This is a genomic window from Bacillus sp. Root920 (assembly GCF_001429445.1).
In the GTDB taxonomy this organism is placed as follows: Bacteria; Bacillota; Bacilli; order Bacillales; family Bacillaceae; genus Bacillus; species Bacillus safensis.
Map to the genome: position 1 here is coordinate 76,446 of NZ_LMJV01000009.1, position 17,323 is coordinate 93,768.

Genomic DNA, 17,323 nt, shown 5'->3' on the forward strand with positions numbered 1-17,323 from the left:
AATGCCCTAAACAGACACTTGCTTTCTATACTGGTCTAAACGTAAGTCATTATAGCAAAAGACCATTTCAAGATCAATGAAACCCAAAATGTTTTTTCAAAGCGTCTACTTTTCGGGAAAAAACGATAGAAAAAGACTGCCGAAAAGGCAGTCTTTCTAGATTAAATATCTTGATCTGTATCTATCTTAGCTGGTTTTTTCAGCTCACGGCCTTTCCACATCAGCCAAATTTGTGCCGCGATGTAAAGGGATGAGTATACCCCTGTTAATAAGCCGACAAGTAAGGCGATGGAGAAGTTTGTAATCGACGCTGATCCGAAGATAAGCAGTGCGATAACAACGACAACTACAGTCAGCACCGTGTTGACAGATCGCGTAAAGGTTTGCTGTAAGCTTAAGTTCACAATGTACGATAGATCTTCAATGGTTTTCGGTTTACGTTTCTTCATTTGTTCACGAACCCTGTCGAAGGTAACGATCGTGTCGTTGATCGAGTATCCAATGACTGTGAGGATCGCGGCAATGAAGGTGACATCCACCTCTAAGCGCGTAATACTAAAGAAGGCGACAATAAAGAATGCATCGTACAGCAATGAGGCAATCGCCGCAATCGCCATTTTATATTCAAAGCGGATGGATACATATATAATGATCCCAATTGAAGCAATGATGACGGCATATAGCGCATTACGGGCAAGCTCTTTTCCGACAGTCGGTGATACTGTACTTACGTTCGGCTCAGTGCCGTATTTATCTTTGAAGTAATCTTTTACTTCAGCAATTTTTTCTTTATTCGGCACACCGACAAATCGAACCGCTGCCTGATTTTCATTTTGCCCCGATAGCACAACACTGTCTGCTTCAAGGTCAAGCTTTTTAAAGTCTTGCTCTACTTGTGCAGTTGTCAGCTTGTGATCGCTTTGAACATCAATTCTCGTTCCACTAGCAAAGTCAATACCAGCATTAAGCTTGAAGATCGAAAGGACGATGATTCCCGCAATGGTAACAGCTATTGAGAAAATCATAAAGCCTTTACGTTTGCTGACGAAATCCCATTTATCAAATGGCGTTTTCGGTTCGGTATTTTCTGTTGTTTCGTGGATATTCATGATGTCTTTTTTGCGGACACCAAACCAGCCTTTTTTGCGGTCGAGCGCGCGGCTCTCTACAAGCAGTCCAAGAAGGAATCTTGATAGGAAAACAGCTGTGATAAAGCTTGTTAAAATTGAGAGGATGAGCATCGTTGCAAATCCTTTTACAGAGCTTGTCCCGAAGAAGAACAGCACTCCGCCGGCAATAATACTTGTTAAGTTGGCATCAAAGATGGTCGCAAATGATCTGCGGTTCCCTGATCTAAAAGCAGACCGGACAGATTTGCCGAGCTTCAGCTCTTCTTTGATCCGCTCATAAGTAATAATGTTGGCATCGACAGCCATCGCTACCCCTAGAATCAGTGCAGCAATTCCAGGCAGTGTCATGACCGCACCCATCCAGTCAAACACTTGCAGCGTAATGTAGATATAAGCTGAGAGTGTGATGACTGCAATAAGACCAGGTAATCGGTAATAAAACAGCATGAATAAGAAGATAAATGCGATTCCTACAATTCCTGCGAACACTGTTTCGTTCAGTGCTTGTTCACCAAACTGTGCACTTACAGATGTGGAATATTTTTCTGTTAATTTTACTGGCAATGCACCAGCATTTAAAATACTTGCAAGGTCTTTTGCCTCTTGGACAGTAAATTTCCCTTCAATTTGTACGTCACTGCTGTTAATCTCTTGATTCACATTTGGTGCAGATACATACTTGTGGTTTGATTTTGAGACTTCTTTTTTGAAGGAATCTCCTTTGTCGTAATCAAGCCAAATGACAAGCTGATTATTTGGTGCCATCGCTGCTACTTTTCTTGTGACGTCACCAAATTTTTTCGCATCTTTTAGTTTAACCGTCACAATTGGCTCATTCGTTTGACTGAATGTTTGTTTTGCACTGTTTTCGACTAGGTCAGCCCCGTTAAGGAGTTCTTTATCATTCGTATCTCTGAAGGATAGCTGCGCTTCAGTGGAAAGAATTTCCCTTGCTCTGTTTTGATCTTTTACCCCCGCAAGCTGCACGCGGATACGGTTGTTGCCTTCAATCGAGATGTTCGGCTCACTTACACCAAGCACGTTCGCTCTTCGGTTAAGAGCCTCCACAGTACTAACGAGAACACTATTTGTGATCTTGTCCTCTTTTTTCACTGGATGTACTTCATACAGGACTTCAAATCCACCCTGTAAATCCAGCCCTAGCGTCATATCTTTCGCAACAGGCTTTGTCAGTAAGCCCACGCCAGTTCCGATTAACAGAACCACTAAGAAAAACGCAAGAATGCGCCCTTTTTTCATTATGTATTTCCTCCTTAAACACCTAAATCCATTAAGATGGCTTATTTCAACAGTTCATCAAGCATATTCTTGCCATCTTCACTGTCCAAAAAAGCAGACGTTTTAAACGACTGAACGGTTGCATAGTTCATAAATTCGCCTATTTTCACAGATAAAATATCTGCAACCATTTCATGAATCGGATACTCTTGTTTTTTCTTCCACTTCTTATTCTCTAAGTATGACCATAATTCCTCTAAATCTACATCTTTATAGCCCAAAACGATGAATTCTTCAAGCTTACTGAACAGAAAAGGCTTTAAATGGTCTTTGTAAATAGCAGCTGGGTGTTGTGTCATTGCGTAGCTCCCCCTTTTCAGTTTTTTATCGAGAGACTTGTCATGCTTGGACGATATACACGCATATCTTATTGTATATGATTCTATGTCGTTTGAGAAGGCAGGTGATCTGTGATTTGACGAAGCAAACGTTTTTAAAGGGGACCATTATTTTAATTTTAGCAGGTTTTATCACGAGAATATTGGGTTTTGTCAATCGAATTGTCATTGCGAGGTTCATTGGCGAAGAAGGGGTCGGGCTTTATATGATGGCTGCACCAACCTTTTTTCTCGCCGTGACGCTCACACAATTCGGACTGCCTGTCGCCATTAGTAAGCTTGTCGCAGAAGCAGAAGCCAGGGGTGACAAACAGAAAACAAAACGTATTCTGGTCATGTCCCTTGCGATAACAGGAACACTCAGTCTGATTTTCACGCCGCTCTTTTTATGGTTTGCGCCCATCATGGCAGAAAATATGCTGACAGACCCTAGAACGGTCTATCCACTGCTGGCTATTACACCTGTCGTACCAGTCATCGCCATTTCCAGTGTGTTAAGAGGCTATTTCCAGGGCAGACAGCAAATGAGTCCGCTTGCGATGTCTCAAGTTCTGGAGCAGGTCGCAAGAATTTCTCTAGTGGCGGTATGTACAACGGCTTTCCTTCCTTACGGGATTGAATTTGCGGCAGCAGGTGCGATGGTGTCATCTGTGATTGGAGAGATGATTTCCCTTGCTTACTTACTGATCGCCTTTCGCTATAAAAAGACCATTCGTATTCGAAAACGATTTTTTAAAGCGATTCATGACGGGAAGGACACATTTAAACAGCTGATGAGCATTGCCCTGCCAACAACAGGCAGCCGTTTTATCGGGAATATTTCGTGGTTTTTAGAGCCGATCGTTGTCGCGCAAAGTCTTGCTATTGCTGGTTATGCGGCTGTAGAGGCGACAAGACAGTACGGGGAGTTGACCGGGCTTGCTCTGACCCTTTTGACACTGCCTAGTTTTATTACGTATTCACTCTCCACTGCATTAGTTCCGGCGATCAGTGAAGGAATGGAGCAAAACAAACGTAAAACGGTCGAATACCGCCTGAAGCAGGCGATGCGCCTATGTTTACTCAGCGGAGGCATTTCATGTATTATTCTTTTCGTTTACGCCGAAGATTTAACGCTCTTTATGTATGGTTCATCGCACGCGGCCATTTATGTGAAATTCATGGCGCCATTTTTCCTTCTATATTATTTTCAGGGGCCCCTTCAAGCCGTGCTTCAAGCACTCAATTTAGCTGGTGCGGCGATGACCAACAGCCTGATTGGCGCTATTGTAAAAACAGGGATGATTTTTGTTCTTGCTTCACAGCCAGGCTTTGGCATTATGGGCGCTGCACTTGCGATATTAATCGGTATCATCCTTGTCACACTGCTCCATGCGGCAACTGTTGGAAAGGTGCTGCCTATTCATTTACCATTAAAGGAATATGGACTATGCGTCCTTGTGATTATCGGTACAGGTGCTGTCAGCCTTTGGCTGAAATCTCAAGTAAATGGACTCTTTTCTGCTCCTATTGAACTTGTGACGCTCATTTTTGTTACGTGCACGCTGTATGTCATTCTATTAATCTGCCTAGGTCTAGTGAAACGAGAAGAGCTGCGCCGCATCCCGTTCATTGGGAAGCTGTTTTAGCTCATCTCTTTTTGATCACTTCATCTTTCAAATCAATATAAAATGTTTTTTGATTAAAGCTGCAGTAAGAGATTTGTTCGATATCATGATAGCCTCTTTTAGCAAGCTCATCTTTCAGCCACTGTTCATTTTGATTGATTTGCTTTAGGTGGTCATGCTGCACCACACCATCCGCAACAAGTGGAAGCTCAAGCGCTGCATGTTTGCGCTTGTTTTCTTTTTCGACGACGGCGAGCTTTCCAGACGGCTCTAAAATGGCGTAAGAGACATCCTGAATGCTGTCGATGTTATTTTCTCTTAATTGAATGAGCAGGTCATCAAAATTGTATCGCTGTTTTCTCATTGCACCTTCGTCTATTTTCCCATTGATGATAAGCAGGGCCGGTTTTCCATCAAGAAAGCGCCGGACACCTTGAAATTTTAATGAGAGGTAGGCAAGTGTGATTTGAATGAAGGTTAACAGCAGGATTGGCCATACCGTATGTAACATGTTATCCTCTACTTCTTCTATGGCGAGAACTGCAATTTCTGCGATCATCATAAAAATGACTAGATCTAAAATGCTCAGCTCGCCAATTTCCCTTTTGCCCATTAAGCGAAATATAAACCAAATAAGAAAATATAAGATGATGGTTCTCATGGAAATGATCAAGATGTCCTGCATGTGATGTAACCCTCCTTCTCCAACATAGCTTGTGTCAAAACACTTTATTTATGTAGAAAAGAAACGTCTGAAACATGTCTATTTTTTCTTCACTGTGAATACATTTTAGTAAAAGACAAGCTTCGTTCAATTGGAGAGGAGACGAATCTACATGCAGGAAACGAAACAAATTGGAAAAGGCATTTTATCCGGCTTAATTGCCATTTTTATCGTGATGGTTGTCACCAGTTTACTTGTGTCGCTCATGCTTACATTCACAAGTATGCAGGAATCATCATTTAAATGGATGATTATGATTTTGTCCTTTGCTGCCCTTTTATTAGGAGGCATCATTTCTGGCGGGAAAGCAAAGGAGCGCGGCTGGCTGATTGGTGCGGTCACATCTATCATTTTTTCTCTCACTGTCTTTTTATTTCAATATTTGGGGTTTGGAAAAACGTTTTCACCAGAGCAGTTTATCTATCATGGAGCATTTTTAGGTATTTGTATGCTGGGGGGAATGATTGGCGTCAATCTTCGAGGCAAATAAAAAAAGAGCGGTCATATCGCTCTTTTTTTATGGCTATGTATCAGAGGATTAGCCTTTGTCAGCTAATTCTCTAATAGCACGACGATCGAAAGTTAAACGGTTGTTTTCGCTTGTTTTGATGACCACTTTTGATTCATCAATTGAGTCGATTTCACCGTGTAAACCACCGATTGTGACGATTTTATCGCCTTTTGATAAAGATTGCTGCATCTGACGCACAGCTTTCTGTTGCTTTTGCTGTGGACGGATTAACAAGAAGTAAAGCACAGCAAACATGACAACAATCATAATGATTGAACCCATACCACCATCCATTCTATTTCACCCCTTTCTAAAGCATTGTAAAGCCTTTCGTTTATGCGTTAAAAGTTTTTCGCATTCGGTTTGTTAAAGCCGTAACGCTCAAAAAACTCTTCTTTAAAATCACCTAAACGATCCTCACGGATAGCTTCTCTCACTTGCTCCATTAATTTTAACAGAAAATGAAGATTATGATAAGTTGTTAATCGAATTCCAAACGTTTCATTTGTTCGAATTAAATGTCTAATATAGGCGCGTGTATAGTTTTTACATGTATAGCAGTCGCAGTTTTCATCGATTGGTCTAAAGTCACGCTCATATTTTGCATTTTTCACAACAAGACGGCCTTCACTTGTCATTAAGGTACCGTTTCTTGCAATTCGCGTCGGCAGTACGCAATCAAACATATCTACACCGCGAATGGCGCCGTCAATTAAGGAATCTGGTGAGCCGACACCCATTAAGTACCTCGGTTTGTCTGCTGGTAAGAATGGTGTTGTAAATTCAAGTACACGATTCATCACATCTTTTGGTTCCCCTACAGATAAGCCTCCGATGGCGTAGCCTGGGAAATCAAGTGAAACAAGGTCTTTTGCACTTTGTTTTCGAAGCTCTTCGTATTCTCCGCCTTGGACAATCCCAAACAGCCCTTGATCTTCAGGACGCTGGTGCGCTGTTAGACAGCGCTCTGCCCACCTGCTTGTCCGCTCCACAGAACGTTTCATGTAATCGTACTCTGCAGGATACGGCGGGCATTCATCAAATGCCATCATAATATCAGAGCCAAGTGCATTTTGGATGTCCATCGCTTTTTCAGGAGATAGGAACAGCTTGTCTCCGTTTAAATGATTACGGAAGTGAACGCCTTCTTCTTCAATTTTTCTAAATTCACTCAATGAAAAAACTTGGAATCCGCCTGAATCAGTTAGAATGGCTCGATCCCAGTTCATAAATTTGTGCAGACCGCCTGCTTCTTTTACGATATCGTGACCTGGACGGAGCCATAAGTGGTACGTATTGCTTAAGATGATGCCTGCATCCATTGCCTTTAATTCTTCAGGCGCCATTGTCTTGACTGTAGCCAGTGTACCTACTGGCATAAATACAGGTGTTTCAAAGGAGCCGTGCGGTGTATGAACGCGGCCAAGACGTGCACCTGTCTGTTTGCATGATTTAATGAACTCATAACGTATCGGTAATTGCGACAAAAATGAGCCCTCCTGTCTTCGTTGTATAATGTTATTGAATCAGCATGGCATCGCCAAAGCTGAAGAATCGGTATTCCTCTTTCACAGCCTCATTGTAGGCTTTTAGTACGTGCTCTCGTCCAGCTAATGCGCTGACAAGCATAATTAACGAGGATTTTGGCAGATGGAAATTCGTGATCATGCCATCAATTGCCTTGAATGTGTAGCCAGGGTAAATAAAGATCGACGTCCAGCCGCTTGAGGCTTTGAACTCACCATCATGTGCACTTGCAATGGTTTCAAGCGTTCTTGTCGACGTTGTGCCGACTGAAATAATCCGTCCGCCTTCCTTGCGAACGCGATTAAGCTCATCAGCTGTTTCTTCATTCATTTCATAAAACTCTGCGTGCATTTCGTGTTCTTCAATACGTTCTGCACTTACCGGACGAAACGTGCCAAGCCCTACGTGCAGCGTAATGAAAGCAATGTGTACACCTTTCGCTTTCAGCGCATCCAGCAGCTCGGTTGTAAAGTGGAGACCGGCAGTTGGCGCAGCAGCGGAGCCAACCTCTTTTGAATAAACGGTTTGATAGCGTTCACGGTCGTCAAGCTGCTCTTTAATATATGGAGGCAGCGGCATTTCACCAAGGGATTCAAGCACTTCATAAAAAATGCCTGTATATTGAAACTCGACTTTTCTTCCGCCATGTTCCATTTCCTCTGTACATACAGCTTGGAGCCGTCCATCACCAAACGTGATAACCGTCCCTTTTTTCACCCGTTTGGCTGGTTTGACAAGTGTTTCCCAGTTATCTCCTTCTTCTTGTTTCAATAGAAGAAGTTCAACTTTGGCACCTGTATCCTCTTTCATCCCAAACAGACGTGCAGGCAGAACGCGCGTGTTGTTTAGAACGAGACAATCACCCTTTTGAAAATAATCGATGATTTGTGAGAATGTATCATGTGTAATCGCACCCGTTTGTTTGTTTAAGACCATCAGTCTTGATGCATCTCTTTTTTCAAGCGGCACTTGTGCAATTAATCTTTCTGGTAAATCAAAATCAAATAGTTCTAGCTTCATTTCCTTCACCTATTCTGTAGTTAACTAGTTAACGTTATTTCATCCGTCCAAAGATATTCAGTAATATGGTCAGTACGATACTAATGACAATGCAGGTAATGACAGGAAAAAAGAACGTTACATTCCCTTTTTTCACAAAAATATCACCTGGAAGCTTACCAACCAATTGGAACACTAATCCTGCGGCAAAAAGGACACCACCTAAAATCATTAATATTTTAGGGAATTCAGTCACGAATCGGAACCTCCATTTGAAAATGTTCATACGCTTCTCTTGTGACGACCCGTCCTCTTGGCGTTCTTTGCAGGAAACCAATTTGCAGTAAGTACGGTTCGTACACATCTTCAATCGTATGTGATTCTTCTCCTATTGTCGCTGAGATCGTATCAAGCCCAACAGGACCGCCTCTAAATTTTTCGATCATACTTAAAAGGAGCTTATGGTCTATATGATCGAGGCCTAGCCTGTCGACTTGAAGACGCTCAAGGGCATCTTCCGCAATGTCCTGCGTAATGGCATGATTCCCAAGCACCTGCGCAAAATCTCTTACTCTTCTGAGCAAACGATTGGCAACCCTCGGTGTTCCCCGGGAACGTCTCGCAATCTCTTCGGCAGAGCGAATATCGATCCCAATCTCAAACAGCTCGGCTGTTCTTGCCACAATGTGAGCCAAATCTCTTTGCTCATAGTATTCCAATCTTGCATGTACCCCAAACCTATCACGAAGCGGCGCTGTTAACAGCCCGACACGAGTCGTTGCACCTACAAGCGTAAATGGCGGTAAATCAAGCCGTACAGAGCGTGCTGTATCTCCTTTTCCAATAACAATATCTAAACAAAAATCCTCCATTGCTGGGTACAGCACTTCTTCAATTGAGCGCTGCAAGCGGTGAATTTCATCAATAAACAATACATCACCTGGCTCTAGAGATGTTAAGATGGCTGCCAAATCACCAGGACGCTCAATCGCTGGTCCTGACGTTGTACGCAGCTGAACATTCATTTCATTGGCAATGATCGATGCAAGCGTTGTTTTCCCAAGTCCAGGAGGTCCATATAAAAGGACATGATCAAGCGTTTCCTGCCGCATGCGGGCAGCTTCAATAAATACGCTGAGGTTGTCTTTTACTTTTTGCTGACCGATATATTGGCTAAGTGTCTGTGGCCGCAGACTTTGCTCAATGGCTGATTCATGGTTGTCTGCTTCAGTTGAGACGAGCCGTTCATCCATGAGACATCACCCTATTTCAACATTTTTTGTAAAGCTTTTTTCACATATTGATCGGTTGTGAGATTCTTTTCTTCTTTTAATAATGGAAGAACCTTTTTGATTTCACGATCACCGTATCCAAGGACACTTAAGGCTTCAAGCGCTTCATCTAATGCAGTTTGCTGCGTTTCGACCTGAATGTGGTCCTCGTGATTAAATAAGTTGCCAATCATTTCTGGCACCACATCTGCCAGTTTTCCTTTTAGATCCAGAATGATTTGACGTGCTGTTTTTTTGCCCACACCAGGGAATTTAATCAGGAAGGCTTCATCTTCACGTTCTATCGCTGAAATGACAGCGCCAGGATCACCGGAAGCAAGAATCGCGAGTGCACCCTTTGGCCCAATTCCTGTGACATTTAACAGTTTTGTGAACAGCGCTTTTTCTTCTCGTGTTTGAAAACCGTATAACGAAAAGGCGTCTTCCTTTATGTAATGATACGTATAAATCGTTTCTTGTTTATTTACTCGATAGATAAACGGGTTTGGGGTATAGACTTGATATCCCACTCCGCCGTTTTCAATGACAACATATTGCGGGCACACATAATCAATGGTCCCTTTTACAAACTCTATCACCGTTTTCACCTCTTTGACTGTTCTTCATTGTAACATAAATCGAAGAGAAAACCGCAATAAAAGTTAACATACGTTCGCTCAGTACATTTTTATGATGAAACCACGAAAAACAGCTTGCGGTCTTCACACCAGCAAGCTGTTACACACTTTAAAACGATATTTCATTTCGATAAGGCTTCATGACTTCAAGCACATGCTCAAATTCATCCTTAGTTCGAAAAGGAATGCCTTGCTCAAGCTGCTTTTCCACATGGCTTTCTAAACGGGACGTATCAATTTGAAAAAAGAGATGAATAGGCTCCGCCCAGCCGTCAGGCCTTCCATGAAACGTAGAAATCACACCGTCCTCTGATAATCCGATATATCCATTTGCTTTACTTAATGGAGAGATATCATCAATTTGCTTTCTAAAAAGGGCAAAATCCTCTTTTTGTTCTACCAGCGTCCAGCCTTTATACTGCGCCCAGAATGTGTCTTTGTCTTCTAATGATGCCCGGTGTCTTTCAATACTCACATCGCCGTCTAGATAGACTTTTTCAAGCTGGACGGTAATAGAGTTTGACTGCTTTTGCAAGTGTTCTTTTCCTTCCATATCCGCAGCGAAAAAAAGCACACTTGTCATGATAAGTCCTGTAACGAAACATTTCATCTTCACTTTCACTATTTACACCTCTTTAGAACATGAGATCGATGCATGACATATGTAGTTTGACCCATTTTTCTAAACATTAACCAAATCGATGAGTCAAATGTATGTTAAGAGTCTTTCGTTGTATCCTTCATTCGTAAATGTTATGTTTTATACAATCCATTGCTTTATCGAATGACACGGTTTTTTCATCATTCGTTTTTCAGCCGCATAAACTGAAACCAAAGAAGGTGAAGTCAATGTCAGATGTCAAAAAATTAGCCGAATCGATTCAGTATCATGAAGAGAAACGTTTTCATAAGCTTGCCTATAAACCGGCAGAGCTTGAACTGTGCGGCAAAGGAAGAAGTGCCTATGTCTTTTTATACAAAAAAGACGGCAAGAAAATGGCACTAAAAGTCTTTTTCCCTTCTTATCAGCATATTGCCCGCAAAGAGGCTGCCATTTACGAAAAACTTTCTGGTTCGTCTTACTACCCTGAGATTTATGAGTCTGGGGATCAGTATATTTTAATGGAATATATTAAAGGCTACACATTCTATGAATGCCTTACAAAAGGAATTCCTATTAAAAAACAAATGATTGAACAAGTCGATGATGCGCTGGAGGAAGCGCGCGAGAAAGGATTGAATCCTTCTGATATTCATCTGCGCAATCTGATCTTAACAAAAGAAGGGCGGATCAGGGTCATTGACGTTGCCAGGTTCACGCAAACGAAAGCATGTCATCAATGGGATGATTTAAAAGCCGCTTATGCCTATTACCAAAAACCTTTTTTCCCTAAAAAAGCACCGCGTCTGTGGCTTGAAGTTATTGCTTACTTGTATAAAAAGAACTGGCTGTCCCGCGGGCAGCTTAATAATCGAAATGATTTTTCTGCATAATGAAAGCCGCTCTCTACGAGCGGCTTTCTGCGTTATTCTGTTTCTACATGGATACTATTGACGTTTAATAGGTTAATGATTTCATTATTCAGCTTAAACCAATGATTGGCTTCTTCAATTTTTTTATACACATCATAGGTAGCTGGACGTTTGAGCTCGAAATCAAGCACTTCCCCATTGTTCATATGAAATGTTACCTTAAATACTTTCATCATAAGATCACCTTCCACTCTTCTTGTTCGCTGGTCAAATAGATCAGCTCTTTTCATTCATTCTCTATTGAACTCGTTTCCCCTCCTTGTTTCCATTCAAACCCAAGAAGTTTAAATTTTGTTTAAATTCACACAAACATCTATCTCTCAAATCTGCAAAGAAGTATATTAGTTAAAAAGGAGGCTGCCCTTGATGAAGCAGAAAAAGAAACGAACATCTCCAGAAAGAAAAACAGTCTTTTTTCATTTAATAGATGCCCTCATTCCGAGTGTGGACATGATGGCATATGCAGTAAAGGCATTTTTTCACCTTTTAAGAAAAGCCTTCTCAGCCGTTTGATAAAACCCCGCACAGCATCGTGCGAGGTTCTTTTTTTAGGGCTGATAAATTTGACTTCCCTGGCTGACAAACTCCTTCGCCTTCTTTTCCATCTCTCTTTTCACTTCTTCAGATTGATTGCGGATATCATGAGAAATTTTCATACTGCAAAACTTCGGTCCGCACATCGAGCAAAAATGAGCGGTCTTAGCGCCTTCGGCAGGCAATGTTTCATCATGGAACGCCAAGGCTCTTTCTGGATCAAGTGACAGGTTAAATTGGTCCCGCCACCTAAATTCAAATCTCGCTTTCGATAAAGCATCATCGCGCTTTTGAGCCGCAGGATGTCCTTTTGCTAGATCAGCCGCATGTGCGGCAATTTTATAGGCGATTACGCCTTCTCTCACATCTTCTTTATTCGGCAGACCTAAATGCTCTTTTGGCGTTACATAACATAGCATGGCTGTGCCGTACCAGCCGATCATGGCCGCACCGATGGCGGATGTAATGTGATCATACCCCGGCGCAATATCTGTTGTAAGAGGCCCTAACGTATAAAATGGGGCTTCCTTGCAAATGTCCATTTGCTTGTCCACATTCTCTTTAATTTTATCCATTGGGACATGGCCGGGCCCTTCAATCATCACCTGCACATCATGTTTCCAAGCGATCTCTGTTAACTCACCTAACGTTTCCAGCTCTGCAAACTGCGCCTCATCATTGGCATCAGCAATCGAGCCTGGTCTAAGTCCATCTCCAAGTGAAAAGGCGATATCATACGTTTTCATAATTTCACAAATATCTTCAAAGTGCGTGTAGAGGAAATTCTCTTGATGATGAGCAAGACACCATCTTGCCATAATCGCACCGCCTCTTGAAACAATTCCGGTCACCCGATCAACTGTAAGCGGAATATATCTTAACAGCACGCCCGCATGAATTGTAAAATAATCTACACCTTGTTCTGCTTGTTCAATTAATGTGTCTCTGTACACATCCCACGTCAAATCTTCTGCGACTCCATTCACTTTTTCAAGGGCCTGATAGATAGGAACGGTTCCTACTGGAACTGGGCAATTCCGAATGATCCATTCTCTCGTTGTATGAATATCCTTTCCAGTAGACAGATCCATCATTGTATCTGCCCCCCATCTGATCGCCCATGTCATTTTTTCAACCTCTTCATTAATGGATGATGTTACAGCTGAATTGCCAATATTCGCATTGATTTTGACATGAAAATTCCTTCCGATAATCATTGGTTCACTTTCTGGATGGTTAATATTCGAAGGAATAACGGCTCTTCCGCTCGCTACTTCCTCTCTAACAAACTCAGGGCTTAGCTCTTCTCTTATTGCGATAAACTCCATTTCAGGCGTAATGATGCCTTTTTTGGCATAATGCATTTGCGTTACGCGCGCTCCTTGTTTCGCGCGGAGCGGCTTATGATGAAAATCAGTTTGGACAGAATGGAAGGACTCCTTCTCCCTTGACCGATATCCGTTATCTTCCGGTTTTACATGACGCCCTTCATAGCTTTCTGTATCTCCTCTTTCTTCAATCCATGCTGCCCTAAGACGCTTTAATCCTTTTGTGACGTCAATATGAACGTTCTCATCAGTGTATGGTCCACTCGTATCGTATACTCGGACTGGTTCATTTTTTATGTCGCCCGCCTCTGTCACAGTATGTGAGAGCACAATCTCTCTTTTCGGCACTAAGATATCGGGCCTTGATCCTTTCTCATACACCTTTCTGCTGCCGTCAAAGCTGGATAATAATGATTGGTTGGATGGGACACTTTTCTTTTCCTTCATTTGCTGTTCTCTCCTTTTCTTCTTGTCACCGGACAGGATGGAATCAGCACCAGCAAAAAACCAGGCTCTATTTAAAGAACCTGGTTTCGTCGTCAGAAATAAACATGCATATCATTGATAGGATACATGCATCATCTTTAACTTCCCCACGCTGGTACGAGCCAGATCAGGTCCAAAGGGTTAAGAAGCTTATGCTTCTCTCTCAGCCCATTTACGGGCACCCCTAGTCACTTTTATTGATTTCCACATCAGTGTAGCATAGAGACATCATGAAGAAAAGAAGATTCAGGAAAATAGTTCCTTTCCCCTACAAGCGTTATGGATCATGTTGATATACAGTCTTCTATACATCATCTATCTCTATCATTTCAATCAAATCTGAAATAAACATTGATCCTTTTCTCCTATTATGTATAATTAATCTAAACGGAGAATTTTTATACAATTTATTCAAAGGAAGTTCTAGTCGATTGCAAACATTTCTCACATTTATCGTCGTAGGATTCTCAATTGCTCTGCCTGTTGGAGCAATCACGGTTGAAATGACAAAACAGGGACTCAAAAACGGATTCTTTCATGGTTTAACTGTCGGAGCAGGCGGTATGACCATAGACTTATTACTTATTATGGCTTTATATGCTGGATTTGCTCAGTTTTTATCTTTGCCGTTTGTTCAAATCCCGCTCTGGCTGATCGGAGCTGTATTTTTAATGATTCTCGCATACGATTCCATTAAAAATGCGGATCAAGATATCCATTTAGCAGGAGAAAAGGTCAATAAATCATTCGCAAAAACATATCGAAACGGCTTGCTCGTGGCGGTATCTCCTGGAAATCTTGTGTTCTGGGTTTCTGTTTTTGGTGCTGTACTTGCGGATGCGTATACAAAAACAGATTCATCTGAATTTATGCTGGCTGCCGGCGGTATTTTGGCAGGGATTCTCCTTCATGACATCGGTCTTCTCACACTTGTATCCTTAACAAGAAAAGTGATGAATCGAACGATGATCAAGTGGACATCCATTATTGCTGGTATTTTATTACTAGGGTTTGGCTGTTATTTCTTTTACGAATTTTATATAGGCATCAAGGTTTATTTTTAAGAAAAGGCTAAAGTTCGTAATGAACTTTAGCCTTTTTGTGTCAAACTATCGGGTCATGCCTGTTTGGCCTGTTTCAAATTGCGTTCTTCTCATGTCTCTAAAGCGTGTGAACGCACCTTCATCTTTTATGACTTGGACTGCTCTTCCATCCGCATAACGAGTCGCTGCTTCTTCTACTTGTGATACGCCTTCTGACGTCAGGCGGCCATCTGATTTAATGGCAATATACACATTCTCATCCGTCACCATGACTTGAGAGTCTGCCACGTGATTCATTTTATTGATGCGGTTGGCAATTTTTCTTGAACGCTGGATGTTCTCTTGTTTATCGTAGCCTGAGAACGACATTTGGTTATGATAGTTCATATCTCCATGACTGTAGCGTCCATCTCCACCTGTGAGAGGCATTCGATCATCAGCTTGAGGACGTGTACGGTAATCAACATTTGTTGTATTTCTCCCGTTCATTCCCTCCATGAGTTCAGAAACTGGTCCTTGATGATCTTGGTTGTTGTCTTCCGCTCGTTGATTCGAATGATAACCAACCGGCTGGCCTGATTGATTATGACGTGTATCGACACCTGCGTTATTATTTGCACCACATGCCGTTAAACCAATAGGAAGAAGCACTAATGCGATTGTTTTTTGCCATTTTTGTCTCAAACGAAAAACCCCCTGTACAAATTCAATCTCATGAGCGCGAAACAGGCTCTGTTTTAGCATGTACAGTTAGGAAAAAAATCAAGCTGTCAGTTATAAACAAAAAAAGGAACGATTGAGATCGTTCCTTCTGATTGGTGACAAATGGCTAAAATGTTTTTGATTTTAGCCATTTGTCTTCTTTTCAGCGTAATAGAAAACCTTTGCAGTCTAGGAAGGGCGAGCACCGGAACGGAGCGAATTTGACATTCGTGAGTACCGGCGCGCAGACCTGACACCGAATGCGAGGGTTTGTCTACACGCTGAAAGGAACGATTGAGATCGTTCCTTCTGTCATTAATCTTCTTCTTCTTCCTCCGGCCTTGCAAAAACGGATTGACCTGGATATGGCTGCATGTAAGGCTGAGCTGGATAAGCCCCCATTTGGCCATAAGGAACAGGATTCGGATAATGTCCTGGCCAAGGCTGATGATGCTTCATGCCATCATCGCATCCGCAATCTTCCTTGCCATATGCTGCATTTGAAACGTTTGGAAAAAAGCCTTGATTTGCGTTGGCATTTGCATTGGCGTTTGGATGCGTATGGTGATGCCAGTGATGTTCGTCGTTTGCATGGTGCTCATGATTTTCTCCGTAGTAAGCAGGCGCTTGATACGCAGGATAATAAGGATGAGCCGGGTATGGATATGGCATCATATGATGGTGATAATATGGATGGATAGGATAACATAAGCCCGATCCCGGTAAAATTGGCGATGCCGGCACCATTTGCTGCGGATATGGATACATCGCCGGCATGTAATGACCATGGCCATAACCAAAATAAGGATCATATGGTTCATGATGATGATGCTGGTGATGATGCTCGTTATTTTCAGCCATTCCCCCTACCGCTGCCCCTCCCACATTTGGCATTTGCGGGAAGTTAGGAAGGTTCGGATAATTGCCATGCTCCATGTCTTTTCCCTCCTCTTTTTGATGCGGAATATGAATAAACGGATCATACCCCTTTGCCACTTCATCTTTTAGATGACCTTTATTTTCATGATGAAAATGGTCCTTGTGATCTTTATGTTCCTTATTTTCATGATGGACATGACCCTTGTTATCTTTGTGGTCTTTATTTTCATGATGAAAATGATCCTTGTGATCCTTTTTGTCATGAACATGATCTTTCTTCTCATGAACGTGATCTTTTTTCTCGTGATGATCTTTTTTGGGAGGAGGTGTGAATGGCTGGTAGAGATTGGTCTGATAATAGTTCACATCCACTTGCGGAAAAACTGGCTGCTCGATTTTTGGCACTGGCGGTACATATGGTACCGGTTCATTTGGCTTTTCCTTCGGTTTCGTATCTTGCACTTGCACGACATCTTTTGGCTTTTCTTTCACATACGGATGTTCTTTCGTTTTTGGCATTTCTTTTGCTTTGTGATGATCTGTTTTTACAGGAACACCACTAGATGGAATTTTAATCTTCATACCCGGCATGATTAAATCAGGATTACTGAGCTGTGAATTTAGTTTTTTCAATTCTTGAAAGTCGACTCCGTATTTCTTTGAAATTTTCCAAAGGGAGTCTCCTTTTTGCACAATATGAATTTTCAACGTTTTCCCCTCCTATGCAAAACGTGAACGTAACGGTTATGTCAGAAGTACAATATGTTTCAACAT

Annotated in this window: 19 protein-coding genes and 1 riboswitch; of the genes, 5 read left to right on the top strand and 14 right to left on the bottom strand. The window is 42.0% G+C overall.

Going from position 1 to position 17,323, the window contains the following annotated elements; translation table 11 throughout:
* Positions 1–161 precede the first annotated feature (161 nt).
* On the bottom strand, positions 162–2,390 hold the full coding sequence (secDF, locus tag ASE42_RS15530; RefSeq protein ID WP_024423137.1) for a protein translocase subunit SecDF: 2,229 nt from the start codon (positions 2,388–2,390) through the stop codon (positions 162–164).
* Between the two features lie 41 nt (positions 2,391–2,431).
* A complete protein-coding gene (locus ASE42_RS15535) occupies positions 2,432–2,728 on the bottom strand; it encodes a post-transcriptional regulator (protein WP_003216788.1) in 297 nt (98 codons plus the stop codon).
* 116 nt (positions 2,729–2,844) lie between these two features.
* On the opposite strand from ASE42_RS15535, the gene spoVB reads away from it, so the two are divergent.
* Positions 2,845–4,395: a stage V sporulation protein B gene (spoVB, locus tag ASE42_RS15540; protein ID WP_056767987.1), complete on the top strand. Its 1,551-nt coding sequence runs from the start codon at positions 2,845–2,847 to the stop codon at positions 4,393–4,395.
* 1 nt (position 4,396) lies between these two features.
* Here spoVB and ASE42_RS15545 read toward each other — a convergent pair whose 3' ends face one another.
* A complete protein-coding gene (locus ASE42_RS15545) occupies positions 4,397–5,059 on the bottom strand; it encodes a DUF421 domain-containing protein (protein ID WP_024423139.1) in 663 nt (220 codons plus the stop codon).
* A 151-nt stretch (positions 5,060–5,210) separates the two neighbouring features.
* Here ASE42_RS15545 and ASE42_RS15550 point away from each other — a divergent pair, with 151 nt between their 5' ends.
* Positions 5,211–5,588, top strand: a complete 378-nt coding sequence (locus ASE42_RS15550) for a TIGR04086 family membrane protein (protein WP_024423140.1) — start codon at positions 5,211–5,213, stop codon at positions 5,586–5,588.
* Positions 5,589–5,636: 48 nt separating this feature from the next.
* Here the strand turns inward: ASE42_RS15550 and yajC are convergent, their stop codons facing one another.
* The 7 genes from yajC to ASE42_RS15585 form a co-directional block, all read right to left on the bottom strand.
* Positions 5,637–5,903 (bottom strand): preprotein translocase subunit YajC, encoded by a 267-nt coding sequence (gene yajC / locus ASE42_RS15555; RefSeq protein ID WP_008360993.1) that lies wholly within the window; start codon positions 5,901–5,903, stop codon positions 5,637–5,639.
* A gap of 47 nt (positions 5,904–5,950) precedes the next feature.
* Positions 5,951–7,096 (bottom strand): tRNA guanosine(34) transglycosylase Tgt, encoded by a 1,146-nt coding sequence (tgt, locus tag ASE42_RS15560; protein ID WP_024423141.1) that lies wholly within the window; start codon positions 7,094–7,096, stop codon positions 5,951–5,953.
* Between the two features lie 31 nt (positions 7,097–7,127).
* A complete protein-coding gene (gene queA / locus ASE42_RS15565; protein WP_024423142.1) occupies positions 7,128–8,156 on the bottom strand; it encodes a tRNA preQ1(34) S-adenosylmethionine ribosyltransferase-isomerase QueA in 1,029 nt (342 codons plus the stop codon).
* A gap of 34 nt (positions 8,157–8,190) precedes the next feature.
* On the bottom strand, positions 8,191–8,391 hold the full coding sequence (locus ASE42_RS15570; protein WP_012010741.1) for a DUF2905 domain-containing protein: 201 nt from the start codon (positions 8,389–8,391) through the stop codon (positions 8,191–8,193).
* A complete protein-coding gene (ruvB, locus tag ASE42_RS15575) occupies positions 8,384–9,388 on the bottom strand; it encodes a Holliday junction branch migration DNA helicase RuvB (RefSeq protein ID WP_024423143.1) in 1,005 nt (334 codons plus the stop codon). Before ruvB ends, ASE42_RS15570 begins: the two co-directional genes overlap by 8 nt.
* An 11-nt stretch (positions 9,389–9,399) precedes the next feature.
* The gene (ruvA, locus tag ASE42_RS15580; RefSeq protein ID WP_024423144.1) at positions 9,400–10,005 is read right to left on the bottom strand and encodes a Holliday junction branch migration protein RuvA; all 606 of its coding nucleotides are present in this window, start codon (positions 10,003–10,005) and stop codon (positions 9,400–9,402) included.
* A gap of 148 nt (positions 10,006–10,153) precedes the next feature.
* Positions 10,154–10,654 (bottom strand): intercompartmental signaling factor BofC, encoded by a 501-nt coding sequence (locus tag ASE42_RS15585; RefSeq protein WP_073979823.1) that lies wholly within the window; start codon positions 10,652–10,654, stop codon positions 10,154–10,156.
* Positions 10,655–10,893: 239 nt separating this feature from the next.
* On the opposite strand from ASE42_RS15585, the gene ASE42_RS15590 reads away from it, so the two are divergent.
* The gene (locus ASE42_RS15590) at positions 10,894–11,538 is read left to right on the top strand and encodes a serine/threonine protein kinase (protein WP_056767989.1); all 645 of its coding nucleotides are present in this window, start codon (positions 10,894–10,896) and stop codon (positions 11,536–11,538) included.
* 32 nt (positions 11,539–11,570) lie between these two features.
* Here the strand turns inward: ASE42_RS15590 and ASE42_RS15595 are convergent, their stop codons facing one another.
* Positions 11,571–11,753 carry a hypothetical protein gene (locus tag ASE42_RS15595; protein WP_008342761.1) on the bottom strand — a complete coding sequence of 61 codons (183 nt, stop codon included), beginning with the start codon at positions 11,751–11,753 and terminating at the stop codon, positions 11,571–11,573.
* Between the two features lie 190 nt (positions 11,754–11,943).
* Between ASE42_RS15595 and ASE42_RS19120 the strand changes: the two genes are divergently transcribed.
* Positions 11,944–12,090, top strand: coding sequence for a hypothetical protein (locus tag ASE42_RS19120; RefSeq protein WP_162860219.1), 147 nt, complete (start codon positions 11,944–11,946; stop codon positions 12,088–12,090).
* 35 nt (positions 12,091–12,125) lie between these two features.
* Here ASE42_RS19120 and thiC read toward each other — a convergent pair whose 3' ends face one another.
* The gene (thiC, locus tag ASE42_RS15600) at positions 12,126–13,886 is read right to left on the bottom strand and encodes a phosphomethylpyrimidine synthase ThiC (RefSeq protein ID WP_056767991.1); all 1,761 of its coding nucleotides are present in this window, start codon (positions 13,884–13,886) and stop codon (positions 12,126–12,128) included.
* A 126-nt stretch (positions 13,887–14,012) separates the two neighbouring features.
* Positions 14,013–14,121, bottom strand: a riboswitch (TPP riboswitch).
* Between the two features lie 235 nt (positions 14,122–14,356).
* Here thiC and ASE42_RS15605 point away from each other — a divergent pair.
* The gene (locus ASE42_RS15605) at positions 14,357–14,989 is read left to right on the top strand and encodes a LysE family transporter (protein WP_056767994.1); all 633 of its coding nucleotides are present in this window, start codon (positions 14,357–14,359) and stop codon (positions 14,987–14,989) included.
* Between the two features lie 45 nt (positions 14,990–15,034).
* Here ASE42_RS15605 and ASE42_RS15610 read toward each other — a convergent pair whose 3' ends face one another.
* Both ASE42_RS15610 and safA read right to left on the bottom strand, forming a co-directional pair.
* A complete protein-coding gene (locus ASE42_RS15610) occupies positions 15,035–15,652 on the bottom strand; it encodes a YhcN/YlaJ family sporulation lipoprotein (RefSeq protein ID WP_024423149.1) in 618 nt (205 codons plus the stop codon).
* 333 nt (positions 15,653–15,985) lie between these two features.
* Positions 15,986–17,257, bottom strand: coding sequence for a SafA/ExsA family spore coat assembly protein (safA, locus tag ASE42_RS15615; protein ID WP_056767997.1), 1,272 nt, complete (start codon positions 17,255–17,257; stop codon positions 15,986–15,988).
* Between the last annotated feature and the right edge of the window lie 66 nt (positions 17,258–17,323).